This window comes from Pseudomonas sp. LA5 (genome assembly GCF_028640825.1).
GTDB lineage: Bacteria > Pseudomonadota > Gammaproteobacteria > Pseudomonadales > Pseudomonadaceae > Chryseomonas > Chryseomonas aestiva.
In genome coordinates this window covers 148,601-162,951 of sequence record NZ_JAQYZY010000037.1, presented here as the reverse complement: position 1 = coordinate 162,951, position 14,351 = coordinate 148,601, and the positions used below count along the sequence as shown (strand labels likewise).

General features: G+C 67.1%; 13 protein-coding genes. 6 read left to right on the top strand and 7 right to left on the bottom strand.

All coding sequences use genetic code 11. The features are described 5' to 3' along the window. Window positions 1-3: 3 nt before the first annotated feature. The 5 genes from PVZ72_RS12760 to PVZ72_RS12740 all read right to left on the bottom strand — a co-directional run bounded on the left by PVZ72_RS12760 (window position 4) and on the right by PVZ72_RS12740 (window position 4,952). Window positions 4-312 carry a cytochrome o ubiquinol oxidase subunit IV gene (locus PVZ72_RS12760; RefSeq protein WP_064309514.1) on the bottom strand — a complete coding sequence of 103 codons (309 nt, stop codon included), beginning with the start codon at window positions 310-312 and terminating at the stop codon, window positions 4-6. After that, window positions 309-938, bottom strand: a complete 630-nt coding sequence (locus tag PVZ72_RS12755; RefSeq protein WP_187979461.1) for a cytochrome c oxidase subunit 3 — start codon at window positions 936-938, stop codon at window positions 309-311. Before PVZ72_RS12755 ends, PVZ72_RS12760 begins: the two co-directional genes overlap by 4 nt. Next, entirely contained in the window at window positions 935-2,998 is a 2,064-nt protein-coding gene (locus PVZ72_RS12750) for a cbb3-type cytochrome c oxidase subunit I (RefSeq protein WP_273862081.1), read from the bottom strand. Before PVZ72_RS12750 ends, PVZ72_RS12755 begins: the two co-directional genes overlap by 4 nt. Further along, window positions 2,991-3,842 (bottom strand): ubiquinol oxidase subunit II, encoded by an 852-nt coding sequence (locus PVZ72_RS12745; RefSeq protein WP_252977132.1) that lies wholly within the window; start codon window positions 3,840-3,842, stop codon window positions 2,991-2,993. The genes PVZ72_RS12750 and PVZ72_RS12745 overlap by 8 nt, the downstream gene beginning before the upstream one ends. 210 nt (window positions 3,843-4,052) lie before the next feature. Continuing rightward, entirely contained in the window at window positions 4,053-4,952 is a 900-nt protein-coding gene (locus PVZ72_RS12740; RefSeq protein WP_133860758.1) for a LysR family transcriptional regulator, read from the bottom strand. 146 nt (window positions 4,953-5,098) lie between these two features. Here PVZ72_RS12740 and PVZ72_RS12735 point away from each other — a divergent pair, with 146 nt between their 5' ends. From PVZ72_RS12735 to PVZ72_RS12725, 3 genes are all read left to right on the top strand, one after another. After that, the gene (locus PVZ72_RS12735; protein ID WP_133860757.1) at window positions 5,099-6,178 is read left to right on the top strand and encodes a 4-oxalomesaconate tautomerase; all 1,080 of its coding nucleotides are present in this window, start codon (window positions 5,099-5,101) and stop codon (window positions 6,176-6,178) included. A gap of 56 nt (window positions 6,179-6,234) precedes the next feature. Further along, window positions 6,235-7,548: a C4-dicarboxylate transporter DctA gene (gene dctA, locus PVZ72_RS12730; RefSeq protein ID WP_187979458.1), complete on the top strand. Its 1,314-nt coding sequence runs from the start codon at window positions 6,235-6,237 to the stop codon at window positions 7,546-7,548. 114 nt (window positions 7,549-7,662) lie between these two features. Further along, on the top strand, window positions 7,663-8,976 hold the full coding sequence (locus PVZ72_RS12725) for a CitMHS family transporter (protein ID WP_133860755.1): 1,314 nt from the start codon (window positions 7,663-7,665) through the stop codon (window positions 8,974-8,976). A 17-nt stretch (window positions 8,977-8,993) separates the two neighbouring features. Here PVZ72_RS12725 and PVZ72_RS12720 read toward each other — a convergent pair whose 3' ends face one another. Next, complete coding sequence (locus tag PVZ72_RS12720) at window positions 8,994-9,782, bottom strand: substrate-binding domain-containing protein (RefSeq protein ID WP_273862080.1); 789 nt, start codon at window positions 9,780-9,782, stop codon at window positions 8,994-8,996. Window positions 9,783-9,933: 151 nt separating this feature from the next. On the opposite strand from PVZ72_RS12720, the gene PVZ72_RS12715 reads away from it, so the two are divergent. From PVZ72_RS12715 to PVZ72_RS12705, 3 genes are all read left to right on the top strand, one after another. Then, window positions 9,934-10,611 carry a response regulator transcription factor gene (locus PVZ72_RS12715; protein ID WP_187979457.1) on the top strand — a complete coding sequence of 226 codons (678 nt, stop codon included), beginning with the start codon at window positions 9,934-9,936 and terminating at the stop codon, window positions 10,609-10,611. Next, window positions 10,589-11,962: a HAMP domain-containing sensor histidine kinase gene (locus PVZ72_RS12710; RefSeq protein ID WP_273862079.1), complete on the top strand. Its 1,374-nt coding sequence runs from the start codon at window positions 10,589-10,591 to the stop codon at window positions 11,960-11,962. The genes PVZ72_RS12715 and PVZ72_RS12710 overlap by 23 nt, the downstream gene beginning before the upstream one ends. Window positions 11,963-12,074: 112 nt before the next feature. Continuing rightward, window positions 12,075-13,244 (top strand): D-alanyl-D-alanine carboxypeptidase family protein, encoded by a 1,170-nt coding sequence (locus PVZ72_RS12705; protein WP_273862336.1) that lies wholly within the window; start codon window positions 12,075-12,077, stop codon window positions 13,242-13,244. 15 nt (window positions 13,245-13,259) lie between these two features. Here the strand turns inward: PVZ72_RS12705 and PVZ72_RS12700 are convergent, their stop codons facing one another. After that, a complete protein-coding gene (locus PVZ72_RS12700; protein ID WP_273862078.1) occupies window positions 13,260-14,222 on the bottom strand; it encodes an alpha/beta hydrolase in 963 nt (320 codons plus the stop codon). Window positions 14,223-14,351: the final 129 nt, after the last annotated feature.

Sequence of the window (14,351 nt, the reverse complement as noted above, 5' to 3'; positions counted from 1 at the left end):
GTATCAACCCATGCGGTGGTGCAGATCACCCAGCACGATCAAGCTACCCACCACCATCAGCACCAGGATCAGGCTGGTGAACAGCAGCAGATAGAGGTCGTGGCGGTGCGAGCGACCCAGGCTGATATGCAGAAAGCAGCGCAGGTGCACCAGGATCTGCAGCAGCCCCAGGCCGAAGATGACGCCCAGGGTGGTTCCGCGCGGCCAGGTCGGGAACAGCACCAGGCCGATGGGGATCAGGCTCAGAGTCACCGCCAGCACCAGGCCGATCACATAGCTCGCCAGTTCTCGGCGATAGTCGTCACGCTTCATGGCAACAGCCCCTGCAGGTAGACCACCGACAGGATGGCGACCCACACGATATCGAGAAAATGCCAGAACAGCCCCAGGCGCATCAGCCGGGTCTTCACCGGCGTATCCAGGCCGAACACCCTGAGCTGCACCAGCATCACCACCAGCCACAGGCAACCACTGGCGACGTGCACCCCGTGCATGCCCACCAGGGCGAAGAAGGCCGAGAGAAAGGCGCTGCGCTGGGGCAGGGCGCCCTTGTCCGCCATGCCGAGGAAGTCGTGCACTTCCAGGCCGAGGAACACCAGCCCCAGGGCCAGCGTCACCAGCAGCCAGGTCACCAGGGGCCGCAGGCGACCCTCGTGGTACTTCATCGCCAGCGACGCCAGGCCGTAGGTGAAGCTGCTGGCCAGCAGCACCAGGGTCTGGACGGTGACACTGCCGATCTCGAAGACGTCCCGGGCCACCGGTCCCCCGGCGGTGGCGTGCTGCAGCGTCGCATAGATGGCGAACAGCAGCGCGAACACCAGGGCGTCGCTCATCAGGAAGATCCAGAAGCCGAATAGCGAGTATTCGGCCTCGGCGTGGGTTGCGTGGTCGGTGTGACCGACGTTTAGGCCGGCGTGGTTCATATCACGCGAACTCATGGCGCCATCTCCGCCAGGCCACGATTGCCCGGCCCGGTTTCCTCGTCGCGCGTGACGGGGCGGGTCGCGGCGACCTCATCCAGCCAGGCCTCATGCTCGCGCCGAACGTCCGCCGCCGAGATCAGTCGCTCGGTATCGCGCTGGAAGCTGCGGGCGATCACCGCGCCCCAGGCCACCAGCAGCCCCAGTACGGCCATCCAGCCGATGTGCCAGACCAGGCCAAAGGCACAGGCGAAGCCCGCCACACCGACGATGGCCGGTACGGCGCTGTTCCTGGGAAGCACCAGATCGGCATAGGTCCGCGGCCGGTCGTAGGCCAGGCCCTGTTCCTTGAGCCAGGTGAAGGGGTCGCGGTCGTTGATCGGCAGCGGCACGGCGAAGTTGTACTCCGGCGGCGGCGCGGCGACCGCCCATTCCAGGGTCCGGCCGTTCCAGGGATCACCCGCCGGCACCCGCGCACTGTCGCGGCGCCGAATGCTCACCACCAGCTGAATCACCAGGCTGCCCAGGGCGGCCAGCAGCACCACGGCGCCGAGTTCGGCGACCCACAGCAGCGGAGCGAAATCGGGGTTGTGGATGGCCTGGCTGCGTCGCGGCAGACCAGAGACGCCCAGCACATACAGGGGCATGAAGGCGAGGATGAAGCCCAGGCCGAAATTCAGCGCGGCGATGCGGCCCCAGCGCTCGTCGAGGCGAAAGCCAAAGGCCTTGGGAAACCAGAAGTGGTAGCCCGCCAGCATGCCGAACAGCATTCCCGGGATCAGCATGTTGTGGAAGTGGGCGACCAGGTAGACGGTGTTGTGCACCTGGTAGTCCACTGGCGGCGTGGCCAGGGTGATGCCGGTGAGGCCGCCAATCACGAACAGCATGATGAACATCACCGCGTAGATCAGCGGCGTGGTCAGGCGGATGCGACCGCGGAACATGGTCGCCATCCAGTCGTAGATCTTCACCCCGGTGGGAATGCCGATGAGCATGGTGGCGATGCCGAAGGCGGCGTTGATCTTGGGGCTCTGGCCCATGGTGAAGAAGTGGTGCAGCCAGACGGTAAAGGACAACACGGCGATCACCAGGGTGGCCCAGACCAGCGAGTGATAGCCATAGAGACGCTTGGTGGAAAAGGTGGCGAAGACCTCGGAAAAGACCCCGAAGGCCGGCAGGATGAGGATGTACACCTCCGGGTGGCCGAACAGCCAGAACAGGTTGATGTAGTTCATCAGGTTGCCGCCCTGGGTATTGGTGAAAAAGTGGAAGTCCAGGTAGCGGTCCAGGGCCAGCAGCAGGGTAGCCACGGTCAGCGGCGGCATGGCGAAGATCATCAGGATGCTGGTGCATAGCGCCGTCCAGCTGAACAGCGACATATGGAACAGGCGCATCCCCGGCGCCCTTTCCTTGTAGAGGGTGACCGCGAAGTTGAGGCCGGTGAGGGTGCTGCCGAGGGAACTCAGGGTCAGCGCCCAGATCCAGTAGTCGGGGCCGACGCCGGGCTGGTAGTCGATGCCGGTATAGGGCGGGTAGCCGCTCCAGCCACCGGTGGAAAAGCGCCCCAGCACCAGGGACACCATCACCAGGGCGGCACCGGCCACGGTCAGCCAGAGGCTGATGGCGTTGAGCAGGGGAAAGCGCACGTCGCGGGCGCCGATCTGCAGCGGCATGACGAAGTTGATCAGCCCGGTGAGGAAGGGCATGGCGACGAAGAACACCATGATGGTGCCGTGGGTGCTGAACAGCTGGCCGAAGTGTTCCGGCGGCAGGTAGCCCGGCGCATCGATGGCCAGCGCCTGCTGGGTACGCATCATCACGCCTTCCACTACGCCGCGGCTGAACATCACCAGCGCCAGCACCACATACATGATGCCGATGCGCTTGTGGTCCAGGCTGGTGAACCACTCCTGCCAGAGATAGCGCCATTTGCCGAGCCAGGTGATCACCCCGGCCGTAGCGAGGGCGCCGAGGATCACCACGCTGGCGCCGCAGGTGGCGATCAGGCTGTAGAAGGGCAGGGCGTCGTAACCCAGGCGGCCGAACAGCAGGTGCCAGAGGGCCGAGGAATCAGTCATGGGCGGCTCCGGTAAAGGTGGCACAGGTGGGTACCGGGTCCTGGCGATAGCGCGCCAGCACCCAGGCGAACAGGGCAGGTTGGGTCAGGCGCCACTCGGCGGCCTGCTCCAGGGTGCCGGGGCGGGCCAGCACCTGGTAATGGGCGCAGTCCAGGGCTTCGCGGGCCTGACCGACCTGTCGGGTCCAGGCCTGGAAATCCGCCTCCGCCAGCACCCGGATCGGGAAGTGCTGGTCCTGGAAACCTTCGCCGCTGTACTGGGCATTGCGGCCCTCGAACTGACCGGGCGCCGGAACCTGCAGATAGCGCTGGGTCTGCATGCCGGCCATGGCGTAGATCTGGCCGCCCAGGCGCGGCAGCAGCAGGGATTGCATCACCGTATCGCTGGTGAGCCTGAGCTGTACCGGCCGCCCCGCCGGCAAGACCAGCTCATTGACCGTGGCGATGCCCTGTTCGGGATAGAGAAACAGCCACTTCCAGTCCAGGCCGATCACCTGGACCTCCAGCGGCGCCTCGCCGGGCGTCGGCGAGCGATAGGGGTCCAGACTGTGGGTGCGGGTCCAGACCAAGAAGGCCAGCACCGCGACGATCAGCGCCGGTACGCCCCAGGCGAAGACGTCCAGCAGCCAGGAAAACTCCCAGCGTGGCCGGTAGGCGGCGCGCGTGTTGCCGTGGCGATAGCGCCAGACGATCAGCGGGGTGAGCAGGATCACCGGCAGCACCACCACCAGCGCCAGGCCGACGATCCACAGCAGCAGGTCGCGTTCGCCGCTGGCGGCGAGACCGGCCGGGGCGAGAAAGCCGTGCTGCAGCGGCGAACAGCCCGTGAGCGAAGCGGCGAGCACCAGGCCGGCCAGCGCCCGGACGCCTGAGCAGTGCCGCGAGGTGCTCCCCGGGCGAGGAGTAGAAGGACGCGATATTCGCGCTAGGGACATGAGCGGACCTGACCGTAACCAGTTGTTGCAGCCAACAGACCGCCCAAGGGGACGCGACGTTCACTGGATACTGGCGCTTGGCCGCTGCTGTTCAGGACAGGGGCGCGTGCATGGCGCGGACTAGGGCTGTTCGGTCTTCCACTGGCCGAGCAGGATGGCGACGAATTTTTCCGCGGCGGGCGACAACGAGGCCCCGCGGCGCGAGACCAGGCCGAGGGTACGGGTCACTTCCGGATCGGTGAGGGGCACGCTGACCAGGGTCGGGTGGTCGGCGTCCGGCATGGCCAGGCTGGGCATGGCCGAGACGCCGAGGCCGGCTTCCACCATGCCCAGGGAGGTGGACAGGTGCTGCACCTCGTAGAACCACTTGGGGCGTATGCCGCGCGCGGAGAGGGCATGGTCGAGCAGCACCCGGTTGCCGCTGAGGCGCCCCACGCCGATCAGCCGGTGCTCGACCAGCTCGGCCCAGCTGATCGACGGGCGTCCGGCCAGTTCGTGGTCACGCCGGCAGGCCAGCACGAACTGCTCCTGCACCAGGGGGACGAATTCGATGTCCGGGTGCTGGCCGCTGAGCATGTTGATGCCGAAGTCGGCCTCGCCGCGCAGCACGGCCTCCAGGCCGTCGTTGGCACTGAGGTCCAGCAGCCGGATGCGGATCTTGGGGTATTGCTCGTTGTACTGGCGGATCACCGAGGGCAGGAAGTAGAAGGCCGCGGTGGGGATGCAGGCCAGGGTGACCTGGCCGGTCTGGCGCTCGGCCAGTTCGCGGATGCTGAGGATGGAATCCTCGAAGTCGTCCAGCAGCCGCCGCGCCTTGGGCAGGAAATCGCGGCCGACGCTGGTGAGTCCGACGCGACGAGTGGTGCGTTCGAGCAAGGGCGTGCCCAGGCCGTCTTCCAGCTTCTTGATGCGTCGGCTCAGGGCCGGCTGCGACAGGTGCAGGGCGTCGGCGGCCTCATGGAAGCTGCCCAGTTCGGCGATTTTCACGAAAGATCGAATGTCTTGCAGCTCGTAGTCCATGATTGCCCTGCCTCGGAACCTCGGCGTAATTGATTATCCAAGTGGAATAATAACGCTGATATTTGCATTGGATAGATTTATATCCGGCTGCCAATCTTGCCTGCAGAACATCAATAACCGCTATTGATCAACAAGAGTCAGCAGTCATGCAACGTATTCCCTGCGTTCTCATGCGAGGCGGCACCTCCAAGGGTCCCTTCTTCCTTGCCAGCGACCTGCCCAGCGATCCCGTCCAGCGCGACGAGATGCTGATCGACCTCATGGGTGCCGGTCACGAACTGGAAATTGACGGCATTGGTGGCGGCAGCCCCCAGACCAGCAAGGTCGCCATCATCAGCCCGTCCAGCCATCCCGATGCCGACGTGGACTATCTCTTCGTCCAGGTGATGGTCGCCGAGCGCCGCGTCGATACCGCGCCCAACTGCGGCAACATGCTCTGTGCCGTGGGTCCCTTCGCCGTGGAGCAGGGGCTGGTCGCCGCTGAAGACGGCAAGACCCTGGTGCGCATCCGCAACCTCAACACCAACAGCTTCGTCGATTCGCTGGTGCACACGCCGGGCGGCCTGGTGCGCTATGAAGGCGACACCGCCATCGACGGCGTGCCCGGTACCGCCGCGCCGGTGCAGCTGACCTTTCTTGACGCCGTGGGCAGCAAGACCGGCAAGCTGTTTCCCACCGGCCAGGCTACCGATGTCTTCGACGGCGTGCCGGTGACCTGCATCGACATGGCCATGCCGATGATGATCGTCGACGCCCGCCACCTGGGCGTGACCGGCAGCGAGCGGCCGGCCGAGCTGGACGCCAACACGGCGCTGCTGGCGCGGCTGGAAGCCCTGCGTCTGCAGGCGGGTCGGGCCATGGGCCTGGGCGATGTCAGCGGCAAGGTGATCCCCAAGCCGGTACTGGTGTCTGCACCCCAGCACGGCGGCACCCTGCAGGTGCGCTATTTCATGCCGCACAGCTGCCACCGCGCCCTGGCCATCACCGGTTCCATCGGCCTGGCCACCGCCTGCGTCACCGCGGAAACAGTGGTGATGGCTCTGCTCGGCGAGTCGACGCGTGACCTGACCCACGTCCGCCTGGAGCATCCCAGCGGCGGGATCGACGTCGTGCTGTCGCGCGGCGGCGCGGACGGCACTACCATCCAGGCCTCGGTCGTCCGGACCGCGCGCCGCCTGTTCGCCGGCCACGTGTACGCGCCCACCGCGCGGAGGCTTGCCAGCTAAGCGATATCCCCCAACCACCAGCGCATCCGCACAACTTCAATAAACGGTGATGCCCCATGAAACTTGCCAAATCGCTGTACTTCCAGATCCTCTGCGCCGTGGTCCTCGGGGTGCTGGTCGGTCACTTCTGGGCGCAACAGGCCGTCGCGCTCAAGCCCCTGGGTGACGCCTTCATCAAGCTGATCAAGATGATGATCGCCCCCGTGGTGTTCTGCACCATCGTCACCGGCATCGCCGGCATGACCGACAAGAGCACCCTGGGTCGGCTGATGGGCAAGACGCTGCTGCTGTTCCTGGTGCTCACCGTCATCAGCCTGTTCATCGGCCTCGGCGCGGTCTATCTGTTCCAGCCCGGCGTGGGCATGAACATCGATCCCGCGACCCTGAGCACCGCCAGCATCGCCCAGTACACGGCGTCGGCGGCCAAGCTCAGCGTGGTGGACTTCTTCATGCACATCATCCCGGACACCTTCATGGGGGCGTTCAACAAGGGTGAGGTGCTGCCGGTGCTGTTCATCGCCGTGCTCTGCGGCTTCGCGCTGTCCGCCATGGGCGAGCGCGGCCGGCCGGTGCTGGATGTGCTGGAGTCGGCGTCGCAGATGGTCTTCCGCATCTTCGGCTACCTGATGCGCTTCGCGCCGGTGGGTGCCTTTGGCGCCCTGGCCTTTACCGTCGGCCAGTACGGCATCACCTCGCTGGGTTCCCTGGCCAAGCTGATCGCCACCCTCTACATCGCCTGCGCTTTCTTCGTCTTCGTGGTGCTGGGCGCGCTGTGCCGCTCGCGCGGCTTCAGCCTGTGGAAGCTGCTGCGCTACTTCCGCGAGGAATTCCTGGTGGTGCTCGGCACCTCGTCCACCGAGCCGGTGCTGCCGCGCATGCTGCAGAAGCTCGAAGGCCTGGGCTGCAAGAAGGGCGTGGTCGGCCTGGTGCTGCCCACCGGCTACTCCTTCAACCTGGATGGCACCGCCATCTACCTGTCGCTGGCCGCGGTCTTCATCGCCCAGGCCTGCAACATCGACCTCACCATCGGCCAGACCCTGACCATGCTGGCGATCATGCTGCTGTCCTCCAAGGGTGCGGCAGGGGTGACCGGCAGCGGCTTCGTCGCCCTGGCCTCGACCCTCACCGTGATCCATGACATCCCCCTGGCCGGTCTGGCCCTGCTCATCGGCATCGACCGCTTCATGTCCGAGGCCCGCGCCCTGACCAGCCTGGCCAGCAACGCCGTGGCCACGGTGGTGATCGCGCTGGGCGAGGACGCCTGCGATCGCGACAAGCTGATGCGTGCCCTGGCCAGTGGCAAGGCCGAACCCCTGGCGCTGCCCGAGGCTGCCGAGTGGACGGCATCGGACGCCCGTCCCCACGCCTGATCGTTCCAACCCCGCTTCCGCTGCACTCCCACCTCCGCGCCGTCAGCTGGCCGGAGGCGGGGATCGGCTGGCCCGCGTCTGGCCAGACCTACAACAAGAACAAGGGATATGCCTATGCTCGCGCTTCTCGGTCTGATCATGGTGGTGACCTTCACCTACCTGATCATGAGCAAACGTCTGTCGCCCATCGTGGCGCTCACCGTGGTGCCCATCGTCTTCGCCCTCATCGGTGGCTTCGCCCCCACCACCGGCAAGATGATGCTCGACGGCCTGAAGATGGTGGCGCCCTCGGCGGCGCTGCTGCTGTTCGCCATCCTCTTCTTCGGCCTGATGATCGATGCCGGACTGTTCGATCCGCTGATCCGCAAGATCCTCAAGCGCGTCAACGGCGACCCGGTGAAGATCGCCATCGGCACCGCGCTGCTCTCGCTGCTGGTGGCCCTGGACGGCGACGGCACCACCACCTACATGATCACCTGCGCCGCCATGCTGCCGCTGTACAAGCGCATCGGCATGAATCCCATGGTGCTGGCGACGGTCTCCATGCTCTCGCTGAGCATCATGAGCGGCATGAGTCCCTGGGGCGGCCCGGCCACCCGCGCCATCGCCGCGCTGGGGCTGGACGCCACCGCCTACTTCATTCCCATGCTGCCCACGGTGATCGGCGGGGCGGCCTGGGTGGTCTTCACCGCCTTCCTGCTCGGTCGCCGCGAGCGCGCGCGCATCGGCAACGTTGCCCTGGAAAGCGGCGGGGCGGCGGGCGGCAAGTGCTATATCGAGGAGATCCTCGGTGACTCGCCGAACAAGCGCCCCCGCCTGGCCTACGTCAACCTGGTGCTGGTGATCGCGGTGATGACCGCCCTGGTCATGGGCGTGATGCACGCGGCCATCCTGTTCATGATCGGCTTCGTGCTGGCGCTGATGATCAACTACCCGCAGCTGGAGTTGCAGAAGGAGCGCATCCTGGCGCATTCCGGCAACGCCATGACCGTGGTGCTGCTGGTGTTCGCCGCGGGCATCTTCGCCGGCATCTTTTCCGGCACCAAGATGGTCGATGCCCTGGCCCAGACCCTGGTCGACTGGATTCCGCCGGCCTGGGGCCACTGGTTCCCGCTGGTGGTGGCCATCACCAGCATGCCGCTGACCTTCGTGCTGTCCAACGATGCCTACTACTTCGGCGTGGTGCCCATCCTGGCCAATGCCGCCGCGGCCTATGGGATCGATCCGGTGGAGATCGCCCGCGCCTCGGTGCTGGGCCAGCCGGTGCACCTGATGAGTCCGCTGGTGGCCTCGACGCTGCTGCTGGTGGGCATGGTCGACCGCGACATCGGCGATTTCCAGAAGGCCACGGTCAAATGGGCGGTACTGACCTCCCTGGTCATCACCGTACTCGCGCTGGCCACCGGCGCCATTTCCTTCTTCGTCTGACGCCGGCGGCCTGGCCCTTATTGCTGGGCGGGGATGGGCTTGAGACCGCTGTCCTGGATGGCCTTGGCGGCGTCCTTCGAGGCCAGGTACTGCAGCAGGGCGCGGGCCGCATCCGGGTGCGTGCTCTTGCTGACCACGGCGCCGGAATAGAGGGTCATCTTCTGCGCCTGGTCGGGGATCAGGCCGACAATGTCGATGCCCTGCACCGTCTTCAACTCGCTCAGTTGCTGGAAGCCCAGCTGTGCGTCACCGCGGGCGACGACTTCGCCCACCGGCTCGGCGGGGATCATGCGCGCCTTGGCCTTGAAGGCATCGCTCAGCTGCATGCGCGGGAAGAGGATGTGCGACAGGTAGACGCCGCTGGCGCTGTCGGAATAGGCCACCGACTGGGCGTTCTCCAGGCTCTGCTTGAAGGCGTCCATGGTGGAGATGTCCGGCTTGGGCGCGCCCTTGCGCACCGCCAGGGCGATGAACGACTGGCCCAGGTCGACGCGGCTGTCCTTGAGCGCCTGGCCGTTGGCGACCAGCTTGTCCAGCGCCGAACCCACCATCAGCACCACGTCGGCCGGCTCGTTGCGGGCCAGGCGCTGGGGGATGGCCTGGGGCGTGTCGCCCATGGACGGCGCGGCGGCGATGTCCAGTTTCACGCCGGTGGCCTTTTCATAGGCCGGGGCGACTTCGCGGATGGCGCCCATGATGCCGCCCGAGCTCAGCACCGTGAGGGTGGTGACGGGTTGCGCGGCCAGCAGCGGCGTGGACGCCAGCAGCAGGGCGCCAAGGGCGAGGGTGGGCAGACGTCGAAACATGGTGAGGACTCCAGGGTGAAAAGACCGACGATAGACCGCGGGCAGGGCGGAAGCGCGTTAGTCCGAATGAAGAAAAATTTAATTTACCGGCCTGGGCGTTTTCCCTAGGGTGTCCGGTCCGCCAGACCGGGCGCCAGATCCAGAGGCCATCATGACCCAGGCTTTGGTCATCGAAGACGACGAGGTGACCGCCCACGCCATCGCCAGCGAATTGCAGGCGCAAGACTATCAGGTACGCTGGGAACGCACCGGCCGCGACGGCCTGGCCGCGGCCATCGCCGGCGGCCACGACATCATCACCCTCGACCGCATGCTGCCGGACTTCGATGGCCTGACCATCGTCAGCACCCTGCGCGGCCTCGGCATCGCCACCCCGGTGCTGATGCTCAGCGCCCTGTCCGATGTCGACGAGCGCGTTCGCGGCCTGAGATGCGGCGGAGACGACTACCTGACCAAGCCCTTTTCCCTGGTGGAGATGATGGCCCGCCTGGAGGCGCTGCTCAGGCGGCCGGCCGCCCAGTCCGCCAGCCACCAGTTGCGGGTGGGGGAGCTGACCCTGGACCTGATCGACAACACCCTGACCCGTGCCGGCGAGGCCATCGCCCTGCTGCCCACCGAATTCAAGATCCTCACCTACCTGATGCGCAACACCGGGCAACTGGTCACCCGCACCATGCTCTTCGAGCAGGTCTGGGGCTATCACTTCGATCCGGGCACCAACATCATCGACGTGCACATGGGGCGGCTCAGACGCAAGATCGAGCGAGCGGGGCGGCCGCTGGTGCATACCGTCCGTGGAGCCGGCTATGTCCTCGTCGTCCCGGACTAGGCGCTGGCGCTCGGGCAGCAGCCGTCTGCTGGCGCTCTATGCGCTGCTCTTCGTGGCCTGGGGTGCGGTCTTCACCGGGGTGCTCTACTGGCAGATCTCCGGCTACCTGGGCGCCGTGGCGGAGCGCACCCTGCTGCAGCGGGCGCACTACTACGGCAAGGTGGCCGACGCCGACCTGCTGGGGGAGTTGCAGGCCAGCGAGGTCTATTCCATGCCCGGCATCGACGCCTACGGCCTGTTCGAGGCCGATGGCTGCTATGTCGCCGGCAACCTGGTCAAACTGCTGCGCAACCTGCCGGACGACGGTCGGGTGCACTACCTGCAGCGCGGCCTCAGGACCACCGACGCCCTGGACGAGACCCGCAGCAGCCACGCCTTTCTGCAGCGCCGCGCGGACGGCCGCATCCTGGTGCTGGCCCGCGATGGCGGTTCCATTTCGGCGGTGGGCGGCATCATCGGCCAGGCGCTGTTCTGGGGACTGTCGCTGACCCTGATTCCCGGGCTGGTCGGCTGGCACCTGCTGCGGCGGCGACCGCTGCGACGGGTGGAACGGCTGCAGCGCAGCCTGGAGCGGATCGTCGCCGGTCACCTGGAAGAACGGCTGCCGTTGTCGCCGCGGCATGACGAGCTGGACATGCTGGCCGATGCGGTCAACACCACCCTGGCGCAGCTCGAGCGCTCGATGCACGAGGTGAAGGGGGTCTGCGACGGCATCGCCCATGACCTGCGCACCCCGCTGACGCGGCTGCGGGCGCGCCTGCATCAGCTGCAGCAGCTGCCGCTGGCCGAACCCCAGGCCGATAGCCTTGGCGAGGCGCTCGCCGAGACCGAGGCCATCATGTCGCGCTTCCAGGGCCTGCTGCGCATCTCCGAGCTGGAGGACACCCGACGGCGCATGGCCTTCGCGCCCCTGGACCTGGCCGCGCTGCTGCGCCAGGCCCATGACTTCTACGAGCCCCTGGCCCAGGAAAAGGCCCAGACCCTGAGCCTGGAACTGGGTGAGGCGTTGCCAGAGGTGCAGGGCGACGCCGAGTTGCTGTTCGAGGCGCTGGTCAATCTGCTCGACAACGCCCTCAAGTTCGCCCCCGCGGGGGGACGGGTGCGGCTGGTGGCGCGCGGCGTCGGCCTGGCGGTGCGCATCGAGGTGATCGACGACGGCCCCGGCATTCCCGAAGCCGAGCGCGAGAGTGTGCTGCGGCGGCTCTATCGCGGCGATGCCAGTCGCCAGCAGCCCGGCTACGGTCTGGGCCTGTCCCTGGTGGCGGCCATCGTCCGCCTGCATGGTTTCAGCCTGAACATCGAGACGGCCGAGCCGCTGGGCGCCCGGGTGGTCATCACCAGCGCCGGCTGAGGCGCGGCTTCCTAAATTTTTCTTCACTTTCCTTCATTTGAGACCGGGGCAGGGCTCTCCCAGGATGGCGGGCCCCACTGCCATACCGGATCTGCCGCTCGTGAAACACCCCTTGCTCTGCCTCGGTCTCGCCGCCCTGGGTCTCGCCTGGCTCGGCCAGGTCGAGGCTGCACCCGCCGCTGCGCCCGCCGCCAATGTGCTCATTCCCTCGCCGCCCCAGCTCTCGGCCAAGGCCTGGGTGCTGATGGATGCCACCACCGGCCAGGTGATCGCCGAGGAGGGTTCCCACGAGCACCTGCCGCCGGCCAGCCTGACCAAGCTGATGACCGTCTATGTGGCGACCCGTGACATCCAGGCCGGCCAGCTCAAGGCCGACGACAAGGTCACCGTCAGCGAGCACGCCTGGCGCACCGAGGGCTCGCGGATGTTTCTCGATCCGCGCACCCCGGTGGCGGTGCACGATCTGCTACAGGGCATCGTCATCGATTCGGGCAACGACGCCAGCGTGGCCCTGGCCGAGCACATCGCCGGCAGCAACGAGAGCTTCGCCAGCCTGATGAACGCCACGGCCCAGCGCCTCGGCCTGCACGACAGCCACTTCATGAATCCCACCGGACTGCCCGATCCCGAGCACTTCTCCTCGCCCTACGACATGGCGCTGCTGGCCCGCGCCATCATCCAGGACGAATCGGCCTACTATGAGCTCTATGCCAGGAAGTACTTCACCTGGAACGGCATCCGCCAACCCAATCGCAATCTGCTGCTCTGGCGCGATCACACCGTGGACGGCCTCAAGACCGGGCATACCGAGGCGGCCGGCTACTGCATGGTGACCTCGGCGTTGCGCGACGGACGCCGGCTGATCACCGCGGTGTTCGGCTCCAACTCCATCAACAACCGCGCGGCGGATACCCAGAAGCTGCTGACCTATGGCTACCGCTTCTTCGACAACCTGACCTTCGACAAGGCCGGCGTTGCCCTGGGCACCCCGGCGGTCTGGGAAGGTGCGCAGTCGACGTTGCCGGTGGGCGTGACCCAGGACGTAGTGCTGACCCGCCCCAAGGGTCAGCAACCGCCCGAGCGCCGTCTGGTGCTGGACGAGCCGCTGGTGGCGCCCATCGCCCAGGGCGCCGTGGTCGGCCGCCTGGAGCTGCTGGAGGGTGACCGCATTCTGCAGACCCGCCCGCTGGTGGCCCTGGAGGCGGTAGAGCAGGGCGGCTGGTGGTCGCGCTGGCCGCAGCACCTCTACCGCCTGGTGCTGCACTGGTTCAGCCGGATCTGACCCGCGGGGGCGGACTCAGGCCTGCTGCAGCTGCTCACGCAGGAAGGCATTCATCCGCTCCAGCGTCCAGCGCACACCTGGCAGCACCCCGAGCATCTCGATGAAGCCGTGGATCATGCCTGGCAGCTCGTGGTACTCCACGGCGTTGCCGGCACCGATCAGCGCCTGGGCATAGAGGCGGGCATCGTCGCGCAGGGCGTCGCATTCGGCGCCGAAGATCAGCGCCGGCGGCAGGTCGGCGTGGGAAGGGGCATAGAGCGGCGACACGCGGGGGTCGCGGGTGTCCACGTCGCGCAGATACATCCCGGAGAAGTAATCCATCATCGGTCGGGTCAGCGGCGGGACCTCGGCATTCTCGATACGCGAGGGGTGATTCCAGGCTTCGGGGGTGTTGTCGACGCCGGGATAGATCAGCACCTGGGCCTTGAGCCTGAGCGGTCCCTCGCGCAGGTGCAGCGCGGCCATGGCCGCCAGGCCGCCGCCAGCGCTGTCGCCGGCTACGGCGACGCGGTCGAGATCGAGGTGCAAGGCGCTGCCGGCCTCGGCCAGCCAGTGCAGGGCGGCCAGCACATCGTCGGGGCTCGCCGGGGCCGGATGCTCGGGGGCGAGGGCATAGTGCACCGCCAGCACCGCATGGCCGGTACCCAGGGCGATCTGGCGACAGAGCGAGTCATGGCTGTCCAGGTCGCCGATCACCCAGCCACCGCCGTGCAGATAGACCACCAGCGGGCGGGGTCGATCGTCTTCCGCATAGGGGCGGTACAGGCGCAGCGGGATGGGACCGAGCGGACCGGGCGCGTTGAACTCGTCCACCCGCGTCACCGCTGCCGGCGGCAGGCCGAGGGCGTGATTCAGCTGCACATAGGCGGCGCGCGCCTGCTCCGGGGTGAGGCTGTCCAGCGGCGGCTGCGGGTGGGCGGCCAGCTGCGCCAGCAGGCCGGCAACCTCGGGAGTGAGGCGCGCGAAGACGTCGGGCATGGGGCTTCTCCTGTGGTCCCGGGCGCCAGGATGGACGCCGGGTCGCCGCCAGCCTCGCCGGAGCGCTCGGGTGGGTCTATCGATCAGATGAACGATGGCGGCGGGCATTGGACCCCGGTTCGCGCGCGG